The organism is Kingella pumchi (genome assembly GCF_022288825.1).
Taxonomy (GTDB): Bacteria; Pseudomonadota; Gammaproteobacteria; order Burkholderiales; family Neisseriaceae; genus Kingella_D; species Kingella_D pumchi.
On sequence record NZ_JAKOOW010000037.1, the window covers coordinates 84,244 to 99,822 of the forward strand.

A 15,579-nucleotide genomic window follows, 5' to 3' on the forward strand; every position below is an offset into this window, starting at 1 on the left:
CCGTTTCAGGCTGCCGCTTTTCCCATCTTTTCAGGCAGCCTGAAAGGCTTTCAAGCTGCCGGCACCCCGCAACCATGATCGATCTGCACTGCCATTCCACCGTATCCGACGGCACCCTCGAGCCGCAGGAAGTCGTGCGCCTGGCCGCCGCCAACGGCTGCCGCCTGCTGGCGCTCACCGACCACGACCACACCGGCGGCATCGCCGCCGCCCGCGCCGAAGCCGCGCAACACGGCATCCGCCTAATCAGCGGCGTCGAAATCTCCACCAGCTGGCGCGGCAGCACCGTCCACATCGTCGGTCTCGATTTCGACGAACACGACGCCAATCTGCAAAGCCTGCTGGCCAGACTGCGCGGCGGCCGCGAAGAGCGCCTGCGCCAAATCGCCGCCAAGCTCGAGAAAAAAGGCATTTTCGGCGCCTACGAAGGCGCGCTGGCGCTCAGTTCCAGCCCGGAAACCGTGTCGCGCACCCATATCGCCGAGTTTCTGCGCCAGCAGGGCGTCGTCAGCCGCACCCAGCAGGCCTTCGACAAATATCTCGGCGAAGGCAAAGCCGCCTATGTCCGCCACCAGTGGGCGGAACTGGCCGAAACCGTGCAGGCAATCACCGGTGCTGGCGGCATCGCGGTAATCGCCCACCCGATGCGCTACGGCTTTTCCGCCACCGCCAAACGCCGGCTGATCGAAGAATTCAAGGCCGAAGGCGGCCGCGCCATCGAAATTCACAGCGGCCGCTCGCCGATGAACGAGCGCATGAACTACGCCCTGCTCGCCCGCCGCTACGGCCTGCTCGCCAGCAGCGGCAGCGATTTTCACCGCCCGCAGGGCTACGGCGGCACCCTCGGTGTACTGCCCGAGCTGCCGCCGGACTGCGACCCGATCTGGCAACACCTGCGCCCGCCTTTCAGGCAGCCTGAAAACCATACGGCACAGTAAAGCCGTTTGCCGCAGCAAAAAGCAGCCTGAAAGCCGTTTGGGGCGTTTTCAGGCTGCTTTTGATTTGCACACGGTCTGCTCTTGCCTGCCCCAAGCAGCCTGAAAGGATTTCAGGCTGCTTTGCTGCGTTTTTTGCCACAGGCGCGGCCAAAGTGCCGCCCTGCCGTTGCCCGCGGGCGCCACACTGCGTAGAATGCGCCGCGCTGCCTTTGTTTCAGGGCTGCAAGCGTGTCAGCCGAGCGGCCGGCAGTTTTTATTTTCGACCAAGGAATCAGACATGAAAAAAGTACTCGTATTGGTTTTGAGCGCCGGCCTTTCTGCCGCCGCTTTTGCCGGCAGCCCCGGCTTTTACGTGCAAGGCGATGTCGGCTATGCCGGCGTGCACGCCAAAGAAGACGGCGAAAAACTCTCCGAAAAAGGCTTCAGCCCGCGCATTTCCGGTGGTTATGACTTCGGCAGCGTGCGCGTTGCCGCCGACTACACCCACTATAAAAACCTGAATGCCAGCGGCAGCGACGGCAACGAGCGCTACCACCTGCGTCTGAAAAACCGCAGTCTCGGCGTATCCGGCATCTACGATTTCGACATCGACGCGCCGGTCAAACCCTATGTCGGCGCCCGTTTGGCTCTGAACCGCATCTCTTCGGACTACAGCGAATCCGCTCCCGGCTATTCCTATAGCGATCACAACAGCAAAACCAAGCTGGGCGTGGGCGCGATGGTCGGCGCCAGCTACAACGTCAGCGACAATATCGCCGTGGATGCCGGCTACCGCCGCAACTACTGGGGCAAATTCGACGGCGTCAAAGTCCACAGCAACGAATTGCACGGCGGCGTGCGCGTGAAGTTCTAAGCGCCCTTAGCCCAAAGCAGCCTGAAAAGCATTTTCTGCTTTTCAGGCTGCTTTTTTGCGCCGGCGTTTGGCTGCCGTTCAGGCTGCCGGATCGTTCTGCGGCGTCCACTGCCGGTAGCGCCACAGCATCGCGCCGGTGGCCAGCGCCAGCAGCACGGCGGTTTGGTAAACACTGGCATAGCCCCAGTTTTGCGCCATACGCAGGGCGGCGAAACCGGCGGCGTAGCTGCCCACGAGTATCACCGAAAACTGCAGGCTGCTGTCGAGCGCGGCGGTTTGGCGCTCGGACTTGTCCATCAAAAGCGCCAGCAGCACCGGCATCATCAGGGTGTAGGCCAGGCTCAGGGCGATGATTTGGGCGGGCGGCAGCCAGCGGGCAAACTGTAGCGCCTGCGCCGGCAGGGTCATCGACACCAGCAGCGGCAGCTGCAGCGCATACAGCACGAAAAACAGCCGCCGACGCGGGATGCGGCGCGCAAGCGCCCCCGCCAGCGGGGTAACGATCAGGCAGGCGGCGGGAATGCCGATGCTGAGAATATTGGCGCTTTGCACCGGTGTAAAACCGAAATCGGCAAGCATCGTGACAAAAGTCGCCGCGCAAAAAGCGTAAGGCAATGTGAGCAGAAACAGCAGCGCGCACCATTGCCAGCCGGTGTGCGGCTGGCGCCAGAACTTCCAAAAACGTGCCGCCAGCGCCGTCAGCCCGCCGCCGCTGTGTCCGCCTGCCGGTTCGCGGTAGTGCCACACCAGCGCCAGCACCGCCAGCGTCAGCACCAGCATCAGGCCGCAGGCAGCCTGAAAACCGGCCAGCTGGGACACCCACGTCACCGCCGCGCCGCCGATTACTTTGCCCGTGCGCGCGGCCATGGTCTGCACCACGCCGCCGAAACCGCGCTCGCGCGGCGGCAGCACCACGCAGCTCAAACCGAGCATGGCGCAGCCGTACACCGTGCCCGATGAGCTCAGCACCACACACAGCACCAGCAGCAGCGGGAAGTTTTGGCGCACGTCATACGCCGCCATCAGCGCAAAGGCGGCCGAGAGCGCCAGTGCCGCGCCCAGCAGCCACGGGCGAAAACGCCCGCCCGCGCTGCGGCGGCCGTCCATCAGCGCGGCAAACAGCACTTTGGCCGCTTCGATGCCGCCGATCAGCTGCACCCAACTGAGCTGCTTCAGGGTGTAGTCGCCGTGTTTGAGCACCGTCATCAGCGTGATCAGATAAAAGGCGACCAGCGTGAATTTGTAGATGCTGCCCACGGCCAGCAGCAGCCAGTCGCTGCGGGCAGGGGCGCGGGCGGGAGCGGATTCGGACATGGGCTTTCCTTGCGGTAAAGGCAGCCTGAAACTTTCAGGCTGCCTGTTTTTCTGCCTTTCAGGCTGCCTGAAAGGCTTGTTTCAGGGCGGCTTCGGCGCGTTCGAGTGCGGCGGTTTCGTCGGCTTCGACGATATAGTTCACCCCCAGCGAAGGCGCGAGTTTGGACGACTGCTCGCGCATCAGATCAAGCTGCGGCGGGTCGGGCTCGATCAGCAGCATGGCGATGCAGCGCGCCCCCAACTGCGGCTGGCGGGCTTTAATCCAGGCCAGATAGGTTTTGCGGTCGGCAATGCGCTGCTCGTCACTCTTTTGCAGGCGCATCGGTGCGCAGACGGTGGCAAACAGACTGTCTTGGTGCTTGTCCAACAGGACGTCGAACTCGGCCAGCCAGTCGGCAAAATCGCGCACGGGAGTGAGATCGGTAAAGTAAACCGTGCCTTCGGGCAGGGTTTTGACGGGGGTGAAAAAGGGCATATGGGTTTCCTTGTGCGGGTTGGCGGTCGGGCAGGTTTCAGGCTGGTTTGGCTTGGAAGCTGTCTGCAACGCATCGGGCTGCTGCGTCCCCTCTCCCGCCTGCGGGGGAGGGCTAGGGTGGGGCGGTGGCTGCTGCGGAAACGTTTGCGGGCTTCGGCGGCAAGCGCAGTTCTGCGAACTGCCACCCCCTCCCCAACCCTCCCCCGCGCTTAGGCGCAGGAGAGGGAGTGCGACATAGGCGGTTTCAGGCTGCTTTGGCTTTTTTCAGGCTGCCCTGCCCGACTGGGTTTCAGGCAGCCTGAAAACGGCGGCTAAAACTTCACTTCCGTGCTGACGCCGATGCTGCGCGGGCGCTGGTAGAGCGCATCGAGGCGGTCGGCGGTGGAGATAAAGACCGGGCGGCGGCTGTTGAAGACGTTGTCGGCATACAGCGAGACGCGACCGTGTTTAAAGTTGTAGGCGGCGTAGAGGTTGGTTTGGCTGTAGGCGCCGATTTTGCCGCTTTCGGCGTTGTCGGCAGCGGAGTAGTAGCGGCCGGTGAAGCGCACGTCGCCGCCGACTTCCCAGCCGCTGGGATGCTGGTAGCTGGCGCCGAGGTTGGCGGTGTATTTGGGGGCGCGGCCGAGATTGCGCCCTTCGATGCCGCTGCCGGGGTAGCGTTTGATTTTGCTGTGCAGCAGGCCGAGCGCGGCGTGCAGTTTCAGGCCGTCCAGCGGCTGCCAGTCGGCGGAAAACTCGGCGCCGTGGGTGTGGACTTTGTCGGCGTTGCGGATCACGACTGAGTTGGGCCCGAGATAAAACGGCAGCTGCATGTCTTTATATTGGTTGAAAAAGACGTTGCTGCCGAGTGTCAGCCGTTTGTCGGCGCTGCGCCAGCGGGCAAACCATTCGAGATTGGTAACGTATTCGGGTTTGTAGATATAGGTTTGGACCGGTCGGCCGAAGGTGATGCCGGCGCCGCCGGGGTTGTAGCCGCGCGCGGCTTTGATGCCGGTGTTGAACTGATCGTTTGGCCGGTAGGCGATTTCGGCTTTGGGCAGAAACACGGTCTGGCCTTTGTCCAAATCCAGATGCAGGGCGCCGCTGCCGCCGCGGCGCTGATGGCTTTCGTGTTCGACGCGGCCGGCCAGCGTCAGCCGCCATTGCGGGGCAAGGCGGATGTCGGTTTCGGCAAACAGGGCGGCGACGCGGTTTTTGTCGTTAAAGCTGTTGTGGCCGCCGACGGCGCGGATATCCACCCATTCGTCCTGCGTGCTGCGGAAGAAATACAGTCCGGCCAGGCCTTTCAGGCTGCCTGAAGATGTTTTCCAATGCAGGCTGGGCTCCCATTGGATTTCGCGGCCTTTGAGTCCGGCGGGCACGCCCTGCGGATGGACGGCCATCGGCAGGTGCAGGCGCTCGTTGGTATAGCGGGTGTAGATGAGTTTGTTTTCCAGACGCAGATTGTCGGCGGCCTGCCACGAAGTGTCCCAAATCACGGCGTTGGAGCCGGTTACGAATACCGGTTTTTCCTTAAGGAAACGGCGGCTGGCGGTGTTGCCGAGAATTTCGTTCTGCGGCGCGCGCGAACGGATGTGATTGTAGGTCAGGCGGCTGTGGAATTCGGGATGCGCGGCCGGGGCGTAAAGCAGTTTCAGCCGCACATTGGTGTTTTCCACGCGGCGCGGGTTGCCGGTGGGCTCGTAGCGCACAAACGGCTCGTAGCTTTCGCGCTGCTGGCGCTCGGCGCTCAGGCGGAAAGACAGATTGTCTTGCACAACCGGGCCGGAAATGACGGCGGCGGCGTTGCGGGTTTTCTGGTTGCCCAATCCCAGCCGCAGCGCGCCTTCCCAATACGGCGTCGGGTCTTTCGAGCGCATGCTTACTGCCCCAGCCACCGCGTGCTGGCCGCGCACATTACTCTGCGTCCCGCGCAGCACTTCCACCTGCTGCATATCCCACAGCGACTGCGTGCCGAAAGCGTATTCGTTATAGGTTGCCGAACGTCCGTCGATGGAAAGGTTCAAACGCGGCCGCGTGCCGGCAAAAAACGCTACCGCGCCGACAGCCGGCCCCGAGCCGTCCACACCGCGCACAGTGGGCAAATCGTTGCCGCTGCCCAAATCGACGGTATTGACCGTCTGCTTGAGCACGTCGGTGGCGGAAAGATTGTGGCCGCTGCGGTCGATATCGGGCGTGGTAAACACGCGGTGGCCGGTGGCGGTTTCAAAACTGCTGCGGCGGGTGCGCTCGCCCGAGACTACGATTTCCGGCAATTCCTGCGTGTATTCCTGCGCCGCCGGCGCACTCGCGGCATCGTCCGCCAGCGCCGGCAGCGCCGCAGACAGCGCCCCGGCCATCAGTGACAAACGTTTCAAAGCAGTTTTCGACATAGCGCTCCCCTTCTGAAAATTTACAAATTAACACAATACAAACAAATTTTGTAAATTATAGACGGAGCCGGCGCCACGATGCAAGCGATTCGCATTTTTTAAACAGCAAAGGCAGCCTGAAAGCGCAGCTTCAACGAAGTTAAAACCCGTTTCAGGCTGCCTTGCCACGTCCGCGCAAAACTGCTACAAGCCCGCTATTTGCCCGCCCTGCCCCACCATGACCAAACCGAGCAAACCCGAACTGCTGGCCGACACCGCCCGCACCCTGTTTCACGCGCACGGCTTTGCCGCCGTAACCGTGGACAAAATCTGCCGCGCCGCCGCCGTCAGCCGCCCCACTTTCTACAAATACTACGCCGACAAAAACGAGCTGATCCGCAGCGTGTTCACCCGCCAGAAAGAGCAGGTGCGCCAGACGCTGCAGGCTCTGGCCGAAAGCGGCGGCACGTTGGCGGCGATACTCGAAGGCTTTCACGCCCTGCAACAGCAGTCGCTGGCCGAGCTGTATTCCGAAGCGGTGCTGCGCGACATTCCCGCAGCCGTCGATTTGGAGCTGATCGCTTTTTTCCGCGAGATGGAAGAAGAAAAATACCGCTTTATGCGCGGCTTTTTCCACACCCTGCAACAGCGCGGCCTGATTGCCGCCCAACTGCCGGCCGAACTGATCGAACTCTATATCCGCGAAATGGACGCACTAATCCGCCACCCCGCCCTGGCCGCGCACTACGCCGGCCAGTCGCAGCAGCTGCGCCGCGACGTGCTGCATCTGGTGCTTTACGGTTTGTCGCAGCACGGCGCAAGCGGATAGGTTTTCAGGCTGCTTTTAGAGAATGGCAGCCTGAAAACGCTTTGTGTTATTTGACAAAAAAAGGCAGCCTGAAAACCGCTTTCACGGTTTTCAGGCTGCTTTTGCTAGGGTGTATAGCCGGATTAAGCGGCGGCAGGCAGCTCGAAGATTTCGCGCAGCAGGACTTTATAAAAGGCGAAAGCTTCCAATGCGCCTTTGAGCGCGGTTTCGCGGTCGGCGCCTTCGATGCCCAGATCGTTGAGCTTGGCGGCAAATTCGCGCCAGTGTTTGCCGCGGCCGTCGGCATGCGGACCCAGGTGGCGGGCGCCATGCTCGGCGTTGTAGCCCAGGTTTTTCTGCGCGTCTTTAAACAAGAAGGCGGCGCCGAGATTAGAGCCTTCGGCGCAGTAAAGCCAGCCCAAGCGTTCCATGCCTTTGGGTTCGGGAATCGCGGTGCTGATGGCTTTTTCGCTGCCGCCGATGTCTTTCATGTCCAGCAGCACGTCGTCGTAACGCGCCAGCTCGGCCAGGCCGGGGATTTTTTCGTTGAGCGCGGGGTCTTTGTAGATGTCGTCAACGATCTTGTGGAACACCGCCTGCAGCTGCAAAAAGCGGATGTAGTTTTCGCGGGTATCGAAGGGTTTGACCGACATCACCAGGTTGTCCACGCTGTCGTGGGTGGTGCGGCAGTTTTCTTTCAGATAGAGGGCGAAAGGTTGCTCAGTTGTCATTGAAAATCCTTTTTAATATCGGTTAGTTAATGTTTCAGGCAGCCTGAAACGCAAAACGGCGCCATGATACCCGATTTTGCATTTTTACGCTTCCTTTACATGATTTTTTCAGGCTGCCACCAGTTTGAACAGCATCTGGCTGGCAATCACAAACATCAGCATTCCGAGCGCGGCTTTCAGAACATCGGCCGGCAGACGGTGGGCGGCACGCACGCCCAGCGGGGCAAACAAAACGGTACACGCCGCCAGCGCGGCCACGGCGGGCAGGTAGAGAAAGCCGACGCTGCCGGCAGGCAGATCGGCCAGCCCCCAGCCGGAGAGCAGGTAGCCGATTGCGCCGGAGAGCGCCATTGGCCAGGCCAGGCCGGTGGAAGTGGCGGTGGCGCGCAAAACGGGAACATTGCAGTAAAGCATAAACGGCACCGACAGCGAGCCGCCACCGATGCCGACCCAGCTCGAAAGCACGCCGATGGCGGTGCCGACGGCGCCGGTGGCGGCGCGGCCGGGCATTTCGCGGTTGGGCTTGGGTTTGAGGCGCAGCATCATCTGCAGCGACATCACATAAAGAAACACAATAAACACCAGCTTCAGATGCCAGGCGGGAATATAGCGGGCGGCGAGAGAACCGAGTATGCCGCCGGCCACCATCGCCGGTGACATCCGCCGCAAAATGCGCCAGTCAATCGCACCGCGGCGGTGCTGCGCCAGCGCGCCGGAAAAGGTGGTAAACACCATCACCGCAAAGGAAGTGCCGACCGCCAGATGCTGGCTGTGGGCGGTATCCGGCTGCTGTTTGGCCAGCAGCCACAGCACGATCGGCACAATCAAAGTGCCGCCGCCCACGCCGAGCAGGCCGGCCATAAAACCTGCCGCTGCGCCCACGGCGAACAGCGGCAGCAAAATATCCAAAGTCCACATATCTCTATTTCCCGGCGGCGGCTTTCAGGCTGCCTGCCGCATGCAAAACCATCGGCGCCGCCCTACCCTGCGGCGGGGAAGCGGAAAGTGCCGATTATACGCCGACAACAAAATAGAGATAGCCGCCCATGGCCAGGGCGAACACCAGCGCAAACAGCAGGGCCGGCACGATGCTGCCGCGCGGTTCGGAATCGGATTGGGGATCGAGAAGCAACGGCGGCATTTCGTCGTCTTCTTCGTCGGAGAAAGGATGTTTGGTCATATCTTCAGTAAAAATCATTGTTATTGACTTTAATCATAGGGTTGGATGTGATGTATTAAGCAAAGCGCGTGCCTAATGCCAAACATAAATTTACGTTATGGCAATAATAGTTAAATTTCGCTAAATTGTAAAGATTAATTTACACTATAAGCAACCGGCGCCAAGACAGCCTGAAAACGTTTTTTGCTTAAGTGCCTTAGCCGGCAGCCCCCGCGCTTGGGCCCCCGCTTCTGGCAGCCGTTTGTGTAAAGTTTCAGGCAGCCTGAAACGGGTACGGACAAACAAAAACCGCAGCGGCATGGTGCCGGCTGCGGTTTTTTCAGGCTACTTTTTATTTGCGGTTGCCCAGCTTCTGCCACAGGAAGGAGAAAGACAGGGCGTTCATATGGGCGCGCTGGCGGTTGTTGGCCGCGCCGCCGTGGCCGCCTTCGACGTTTTCGTAATAGAGCGCGTCTTTGCCCGCCGCTTCCATTTTCGCCATCATCTTGCGCGCGTGGCCGGGGTGGACGCGGTCGTCGCGGGTGGAGGTGGTAAACAGCACCGGCGGGTATTTTTTCGCCGCGTCAAACAGATGATAAGGCGAGAAGGTGCGGATGTACGCCCATTCTTCCGGTTTGTCGGGATTGCCGTATTCCGCCATCCACGAAGCGCCGGCCAAGAGTTTGTTGTAGCGCTGCATATCCAGAAGCGGCACCTGAACCACCACCGCGCCGAACAGCTCGGGATACTGGGTGAGCATATTGCCGGTCAGCAAACCGCCGTTGCTGCCGCCCTGCGCGCCCAGATGCTCGGGCGAAGTGATTTTGCGCGCCACCAGATCGCGGGCGACGGCGGCAAAGTCTTCATAGGCTTTGTGGCGGTTTTCCTTAAGCGCAGCGCGGTGCCAGGCGGGGCCGTATTCGCCACCGCCGCGGATATTGGCCAGCACATAAACGCCGTGGCGGCCGGTTTCGTCGGTGCGCTGCAGCCAGGCGCGGCCGATGCTGCCGGAATAATGCGGCGTGAGCGACACTTCAAAGCCGCCGTAGCCGTAAAGCAGGGTCGGGTTTTTGCCGTCGGCTTTAAGGTTTTTGTGGGCGACGACGAAATACGGAATGCGAGTGCCGTCTTTGCTGCGGACAAAATATTGCTTGGCGGTGTAGTCGGCGGCGGGGAAGAAGGCAGGGGCGCTTTTGAGTTTTTCAGGCTGCCTGCCGGCTTCGGCCAGATACAGGGTATCAGGTTCGGTAAAGCTGCCGACGTCTATCCACAAGGCGTCGGACTCTTCGGCATCGACGGCGGCAACGCTGATTTTGCCGTTTTCAGGCAGCCCTTGGATGGTGCTGCGTTTCCAGCTTTTGCCTGCAGGCGTCAGCACTACCAGCCGGTTTTTCACGTCCTGCAGCAGATTGAGTACCAGGCGGTTTTTCGTCCACACCGCATCGTCGAGCGAAGTATCGGCAGTCGGCTCGAACAGCACGCTGATTTCGCGCTTACCCTGCATCCAGTTTTTAAAATCGGCAATCAGATAGGAGCCAGATTTGTAGGTTTTGCCCTGGAAATTCCAATCTTCACGCGGGCTTAACACCAGCCATTGGCGCACCACGCTCTTTTTCACCGAATCGGGCACGCCTTCGATTTTTTTCAGGCTGCCGTCGCTGTCGCGCAGATAGAGTTCGTCGCGGTAAAAGTCGATGGTGCGGGCAATGAAATCGCGCTCATAGCCTTTGGTGTGGCTGCGCACGCCGCCAACCACCATATCGGTTTTCTCGCCGGCAAACACTTTTTCCGCCGCTGCCAAAGGCGTGCCGCGCTTCCACACGCGCACTTCGCGCGGGTAGCCCGAATCGGTCATGCTGCCGGCGCCGAAATCGGTGGAAACGTACACGCTTTCTTGGTCGATCCAGCCCAGCGAGCCTTTGGCTTCGGGGCGGTAGAAGCCGTTTTCGACAAACTCTTTGCTGTCCAAATCAAATTCGCGGGTAACGTCGGCATCCGAGCCGCCGCGCGACAGGCTGACCAGGCAGCGCCGGTAATCGGGTTTCAGGCAGTTTGCGCCGTGCCATACCCAGTTTTCCTTTTCGCGGCGGTTTAGTTCGTCCACATCCAGCAGCACTTCCCATTTGGGTTGCGGCTTGCGGTATTCGTCTAAAGTGGTGCGCCGCCACACGCCGCGCTGGTGCTGCTGATCCGTCCAAAAGTTGTAGTAATAATTGCCGCGCTTGGCAACGTGAGGGATTTTTTCCTGCGAATCGAGCACCGCCAGAATATCGTTTTCAATCGCCTGAAACTGCGGCGACGCCAGCTGTTTTTCCGCTGCTTCGTTGTGGCTGCGCACCCATTGCAGCGCTTTTTCGCCGCCAACGTCTTCCAGCCACAGGTGCGGATCGTCCTGCGCGGCAGGCTCTTGCGGCGCGGCCTGTGCGGCGGCGGCCAATACGGCCAGGCTTACGGCGGATAAGGTCTTTTTCATCGTCTCTCCAAATCATTGCGGGGGTCGGGCTGGCGAGTATAACAAAATTTTACCCGCCTCCGTTTCAAGCAGCCTGAAAAGCCCGCACCGCAAAGCATGCTGCCCGCCGCCGCTTGCTGCTATAATCGTTAAACTGTGCAAACCCGAAACCCGAAAAAGCAGCCTGAAACCGCCATGCCGCAAGCCGAAACCCACCCTTTCCCGCCGCTTCTGCCGCCTTCGGCACGCGTGATGCTGATGGGCACCTTCCCGCCCAAGGCCGACAAACACGCGATGGCTTTTCACTATCCCAATTTCCAAAACGATATGTGGCGGATTTTCGGCCTGGTGTTTTTCAACGACGCCGCCCATTTCCAAAAGCAGCCTGAAAAAGCCTTTGATGCCGACAAAATCAAAGCCTTTTTGCACGCGCGCGGCATCGCATCCTGCCCCACCGTGATCAAAGCCGTGCGCGAGCGCGACAACGCCGCCGACCAGTTTCTCACACCGGTGGAGCTGGTCGATCTGGACGCCGTGCTGACGCAAATGCCCGACTGCCGCGCCATCGGCGCCACCGGCGGCAAAGCGGCGGAAATACTGGTATCAATGCTGCCGCAGAAAACCACCGCGCCCAAAACCGGCGAAACCATCGCCTTTCCCTACGCCGGCCGCGAACTGACGCTCACCCGCCTGCCCTCCACCTCCCGCGCCTACCCGCTGGCTTTGGAAAAGAAAGCCGCCGCCTACCGCGCATTTTTTCAGGCTGCCGGATTGGCGGATTAAAGTTTTCAGGCTGCCTTCATCCCCCATACCCAAGGAATCCAATATGCAAAACTACCAAGCACCAAACGAACAAGGCTTTTTCGGCGAACACGGCGGGCTTTATGTTTCCGAAACCCTGATTCCCGCCCTGAAAGAACTGGCCGGCGCCTACCGCGAAGCCAAAAACGATCCCGCGTTTTGGGCGGAATTCCATCAGGATTTGCGGCACTACGTCGGCCGCCCCAGCCCCGTTTACCACGCCGAACGCCTGTCCGAGCACCTTGGCGGCGCGCAAATCTGGCTCAAACGCGAAGACCTGAACCACACCGGCGCCCACAAAATCAACAACACCATCGGACAAGCCCTGCTCGCCCGCCGCATGGGCAAAAAGCGCGTGATTGCCGAGACCGGCGCCGGACAACACGGCGTCGCCAGCGCCACCGTCGCCGCCCGCTTCGGCATGGAATGCCATGTTTACATGGGCGCCGACGACATCATCCGCCAAGCCCCCAACGTCTTTCGCATGAAACTCTTGGGCGCCAACGTCGTCAGCGTAGAAAGCGGCAGCCGCACGCTCAAAGACGCGATGAACGAAGCCATGCGCGAATGGGTCGCCCGCGTGGACGACACCTTTTACATCATCGGCACCGCCGCCGGCCCCGCGCCGTATCCCGAAATGGTGCGCGATTTCCAATGCGTGATCGGCAACGAAGCCAAAGCGCAGATGCAGGAAGCCATCGGACGCCAACCCGATGTTGCCGTCGCCTGCGTCGGCGGCGGCTCCAACGCCATCGGGCTGTTCCACCCCTATATCGCCGAAACGCAAACCCGCCTGGTCGGCGTGGAAGCGGGCGGCTTGGGCGTCGATACCAAAAACCATGCCGCGCCGATTACCAGCCGCGCCCCCATCGGCGTGCTGCACGGCTTTCGCAGCTATTTGATGCAGGACGACAACGGGCAAATCCTCGGCACCCACTCTGTTTCCGCAGGCTTAGACTACCCCGGCATCGGCCCCGAACACAGCCATCTGCACGACATCAAACGCGTGGAATACACCGCCGCCAACGACGATGCCGCCCTTGAAGCCTTTGATCTGCTCTGCCGATACGAAGGCATCATCCCCGCACTGGAAAGCTCGCACGCGCTGGCCTGGGCGGTGGAAAACGCGCCGAAAATGGGCAAAGACCAAGTGATTCTGGTCAATCTCTCGGGACGCGGCGACAAGGACATCAACACCGTGGCCAAACTGAAAGGGATTGAGCTTTAATCTCGCGCAAAAAGGCAGTCTGAAACGTATAAACCGCGTTTCAGGCTGCCTCAACATTAAGGAGCACCATACGATGACAACATGGCACACCACCTACCGCGACAACCACCTGCTCTTAAAACGCGTGCATATCGGTTGGGCAATTTTTTACACGCTGTTTCTGCTGCTTACGCTGTTGCTGATGCAAAAAAACGCCGGCAATGCTCCCGCGCAATTTGTGATCATGGTTTTTTTCGCGTTTCCCATTTGCCTGCACGCGCTGCTGGCTTACGGTGCGGCGCAAAAATACGAATGGTCGCGCAAGGTTTCTGAGATTGTGTTTGCCATTATGCTGCTGGGCTTTCCCATCGGCACATGGCTGGCGCTTTACTTTTTCCTTCCCAAAACGCGATGGCAGATTCCCGATCAAACCAAGGCAGCCTGAAAGTTTGAAAGCAGCACAAAAAGGCAGCCTGAAAACCGAAAAACCGCTTTTCAGGCTGCCTCTGGTTTGATACGCAGCGGTTTAGTTGGTGCGTTTGCCGCCGATGCCGATACTGTGGGAAGTGTTCTGGTTAAGATCCCGTATGTTCACACGGCCGGCAACTTCATCGGCTTTGGGGCCGAAAAGATTCAGATGATATTCGCCGCGGTTGTTGCCGTTTATCTTGGCATCGCCCGAAAGGCCGTAATAATTGCTGGAACGTTTGGTCAGATCAGCCTGAGCCAACTCGATGGTTTGCTTGTGAAACTCACCTTTCAAGCCGGTAATCGTGCCCGAGCCGGTATTGTTGCCAAAATTGATGTTGTAGTTCAAACGACCTTGGTTATCCTGACCGGCAAAAGCAATGCCCTGGTAATTGACAATGCCGCTTTTCGGCTTCTCGGCTTCTTTGGTAAAGCGGCCTTGCACGGACTCAACCGTGGAATAAGGGTTAAAGTTTTTGATTTCCTCCCCAGTAGTGCCATCAAAACGTTTTTGGATACGTTTGCCAACCACTGCGGAATAGCTCAGTTTGTAAATATCCAACTCGCCGCTTTCCACTTTCTGCTTATTGGCATTGAGCAATTCAAAACCTAAAGAAGTAATTTTGTTTTGCTTTTTGTGGCTGATATCGAATTTGTCGTTTGCGTTATAAGACTTGGTTCCGCCTTTTTCCGCATCATGGATCCTGATGGTTTCATCCTTCTTAATAATGGCATTGCCATTATCGCCGCCCAAATTCAACGTGGCATAACCGCCCGGTTTCGGATCAAACGGGCTAAGCAAAGCACCGCCCAAACCTCTGCCCGCGCTGCCGCAGGCACTCAGAACCAAAGCAACAGCAATCATGCCGAGCGTGTGACTGGTTTTCATCGAAAACTCCTTTCAATAAACGACGGATAACGCATTACAGTATAACGAGCGCATGATATTTTTTTCATGACCCAGGTCAAAAAAATTCATACAGCAAGCGCAAACTTATTACCAAAAAGAATTTTTCATCTGCGTTTGGGTTATAAAGTGCCAAACCGGCTATTTCTGACGGCGCATAAGGTAAATTTACGTTAAGCCCCGTTTTCAGGCTGCCTGAAAACGGGGCTTATCTGCCAACACGCTTTTAACTATCACGAAGCGCTTGCGGCAAATTCCGCCATCTTGCGCTGCAGCTCACGCAAGGCCAGCGCGCGGTGGCTGATTTCGTTTTTGCGCTCTGCCGCCAATTCCGCTGCCGTGCAGCCGTATTGCGGCAGGTAAAAATGCGGGTCGTAACCAAATCCGCCCGCACCCGCCGGCTGCTGCTGCCACACGCCGTGCCACAAACCCTCGGCAATCAGCGGCTGAGCGTCATCGGCATGGCGCACCAGCACCAGCAGGCAGACGTAATAACAGCGCCTATCGTCCTGCCCCGCCATTTCGGCCGACAATTTGGCATTATTGGCCGCATCGGATTTCGCCTCGCCCGCATAACGCGCCGAGCGCACCCCGGGCGCCCCGCCCAAAGCCGGCAGACAGATGCCGCTGTCGTCCGCCAGCGCCGGCAGGCCGCTGATGCGCGCCGCATGCCTCGCCTTTGCCAGCGCGTTTTCGACAAAAGTGCCGTAAGGCTCGGGGCAATCCGGCACCGCAAACTGCGACTGCGGCAGCACTTCGATGCCCTGTCCGGCAAACAAAGCGGAAAACTCACGCAGCTTGCCCGCGTTGTTACTGGACAAAACGATTTTGGAAAACATGGTCTCTCTCTTTCAATCTGACTTTCAGGCAGCCTGAAAACCGTTTTCAGGCTGCTTTGGTGTCGATTTGCCCAATACGGAAAACGCGCATTGTAGCGTGCCGGCCCAGCGCCCCAAAGCGCTGCCGCCACAAAAAGCGCCCGACGGTTGGCAAAGCCGCCGCCCTTCCGTATAATCCGCCGCTTTTCACAGCGGACGTGGCGAAATTGGTAGACGCACCAGATTTAGGTTCTGGCGCCGAGAGGTGTGAGAGTTCGAGTCTCTCCGTCCGCACCA

Annotated in this window: 15 protein-coding genes and 1 tRNA gene; 7 read left to right on the plus strand and 9 right to left on the minus strand. The window is 59.4% G+C overall.

Annotation, left to right across the window (positions count from 1 at the left end):
* Positions 1-74: 74 nt before the first annotated feature.
* Both MB824_RS10625 and MB824_RS10630 read left to right on the plus strand, forming a co-directional pair.
* Positions 75-938, plus strand: a complete 864-nt coding sequence (locus MB824_RS10625; RefSeq protein WP_238748507.1) for a PHP domain-containing protein — start codon at positions 75-77, stop codon at positions 936-938.
* Positions 939-1,215: 277 nt separating this feature from the next.
* Positions 1,216-1,791, plus strand: coding sequence for an opacity family porin (locus tag MB824_RS10630; protein ID WP_238748508.1), 576 nt, complete (start codon positions 1,216-1,218; stop codon positions 1,789-1,791).
* Positions 1,792-1,869: 78 nt separating this feature from the next.
* On the opposite strand, the gene MB824_RS10635 is transcribed toward MB824_RS10630, so the two are convergent.
* The 3 genes from MB824_RS10635 to MB824_RS10645 form a co-directional block, all read right to left on the minus strand.
* A complete protein-coding gene (locus MB824_RS10635) occupies positions 1,870-3,105 on the minus strand; it encodes an MFS transporter (RefSeq protein ID WP_238748510.1) in 1,236 nt (411 codons plus the stop codon).
* A 58-nt stretch (positions 3,106-3,163) separates the two neighbouring features.
* Positions 3,164-3,580 carry an extensin gene (locus MB824_RS10640; protein WP_238748511.1) on the minus strand — a complete coding sequence of 139 codons (417 nt, stop codon included), beginning with the start codon at positions 3,578-3,580 and terminating at the stop codon, positions 3,164-3,166.
* Between the two features lie 311 nt (positions 3,581-3,891).
* Positions 3,892-5,952 (minus strand): TonB-dependent receptor, encoded by a 2,061-nt coding sequence (locus MB824_RS10645; RefSeq protein ID WP_238748512.1) that lies wholly within the window; start codon positions 5,950-5,952, stop codon positions 3,892-3,894.
* 217 nt (positions 5,953-6,169) lie between these two features.
* Between MB824_RS10645 and MB824_RS10650 the strand changes: the two genes are divergently transcribed.
* On the plus strand, positions 6,170-6,760 hold the full coding sequence (locus tag MB824_RS10650) for a TetR/AcrR family transcriptional regulator (protein ID WP_238748513.1): 591 nt from the start codon (positions 6,170-6,172) through the stop codon (positions 6,758-6,760).
* A 122-nt stretch (positions 6,761-6,882) separates the two neighbouring features.
* On the opposite strand, the gene MB824_RS10655 is transcribed toward MB824_RS10650, so the two are convergent.
* The 4 genes from MB824_RS10655 to MB824_RS10670 form a co-directional block, all read right to left on the minus strand.
* Positions 6,883-7,470, minus strand: coding sequence for a biliverdin-producing heme oxygenase (locus MB824_RS10655; RefSeq protein ID WP_238748514.1), 588 nt, complete (start codon positions 7,468-7,470; stop codon positions 6,883-6,885).
* A gap of 108 nt (positions 7,471-7,578) precedes the next feature.
* Positions 7,579-8,388 (minus strand): sulfite exporter TauE/SafE family protein, encoded by an 810-nt coding sequence (locus MB824_RS10660; protein WP_238748515.1) that lies wholly within the window; start codon positions 8,386-8,388, stop codon positions 7,579-7,581.
* A 94-nt stretch (positions 8,389-8,482) separates the two neighbouring features.
* Positions 8,483-8,650: a hypothetical protein gene (locus MB824_RS10665; protein WP_238748516.1), complete on the minus strand. Its 168-nt coding sequence runs from the start codon at positions 8,648-8,650 to the stop codon at positions 8,483-8,485.
* Between the two features lie 331 nt (positions 8,651-8,981).
* Positions 8,982-11,102 (minus strand): prolyl oligopeptidase family serine peptidase, encoded by a 2,121-nt coding sequence (locus MB824_RS10670; RefSeq protein WP_238748517.1) that lies wholly within the window; start codon positions 11,100-11,102, stop codon positions 8,982-8,984.
* Between the two features lie 174 nt (positions 11,103-11,276).
* Between MB824_RS10670 and MB824_RS10675 the strand changes: the two genes are divergently transcribed.
* The 3 genes from MB824_RS10675 to MB824_RS10685 all read left to right on the plus strand — a co-directional run bounded on the left by MB824_RS10675 (position 11,277) and on the right by MB824_RS10685 (position 13,534).
* The gene (locus MB824_RS10675; RefSeq protein ID WP_238748519.1) at positions 11,277-11,864 is read left to right on the plus strand and encodes a uracil-DNA glycosylase family protein; all 588 of its coding nucleotides are present in this window, start codon (positions 11,277-11,279) and stop codon (positions 11,862-11,864) included.
* A 43-nt stretch (positions 11,865-11,907) separates the two neighbouring features.
* Positions 11,908-13,110: a tryptophan synthase subunit beta gene (gene trpB, locus MB824_RS10680; protein ID WP_238748521.1), complete on the plus strand. Its 1,203-nt coding sequence runs from the start codon at positions 11,908-11,910 to the stop codon at positions 13,108-13,110.
* 73 nt (positions 13,111-13,183) lie between these two features.
* Entirely contained in the window at positions 13,184-13,534 is a 351-nt protein-coding gene (locus MB824_RS10685) for a hypothetical protein (protein ID WP_238748522.1), read from the plus strand.
* An 81-nt stretch (positions 13,535-13,615) separates the two neighbouring features.
* Here the strand turns inward: MB824_RS10685 and MB824_RS10690 are convergent, their stop codons facing one another.
* Complete coding sequence (locus MB824_RS10690) at positions 13,616-14,446, minus strand: factor H binding family protein (RefSeq protein ID WP_238748523.1); 831 nt, start codon at positions 14,444-14,446, stop codon at positions 13,616-13,618.
* 251 nt (positions 14,447-14,697) lie between these two features.
* A complete protein-coding gene (gene rdgB / locus MB824_RS10695) occupies positions 14,698-15,303 on the minus strand; it encodes an RdgB/HAM1 family non-canonical purine NTP pyrophosphatase (RefSeq protein WP_238748524.1) in 606 nt (201 codons plus the stop codon).
* 191 nt (positions 15,304-15,494) lie between these two features.
* Here rdgB and MB824_RS10700 point away from each other — a divergent pair.
* Positions 15,495-15,579 (plus strand) — tRNA-Leu (locus tag MB824_RS10700).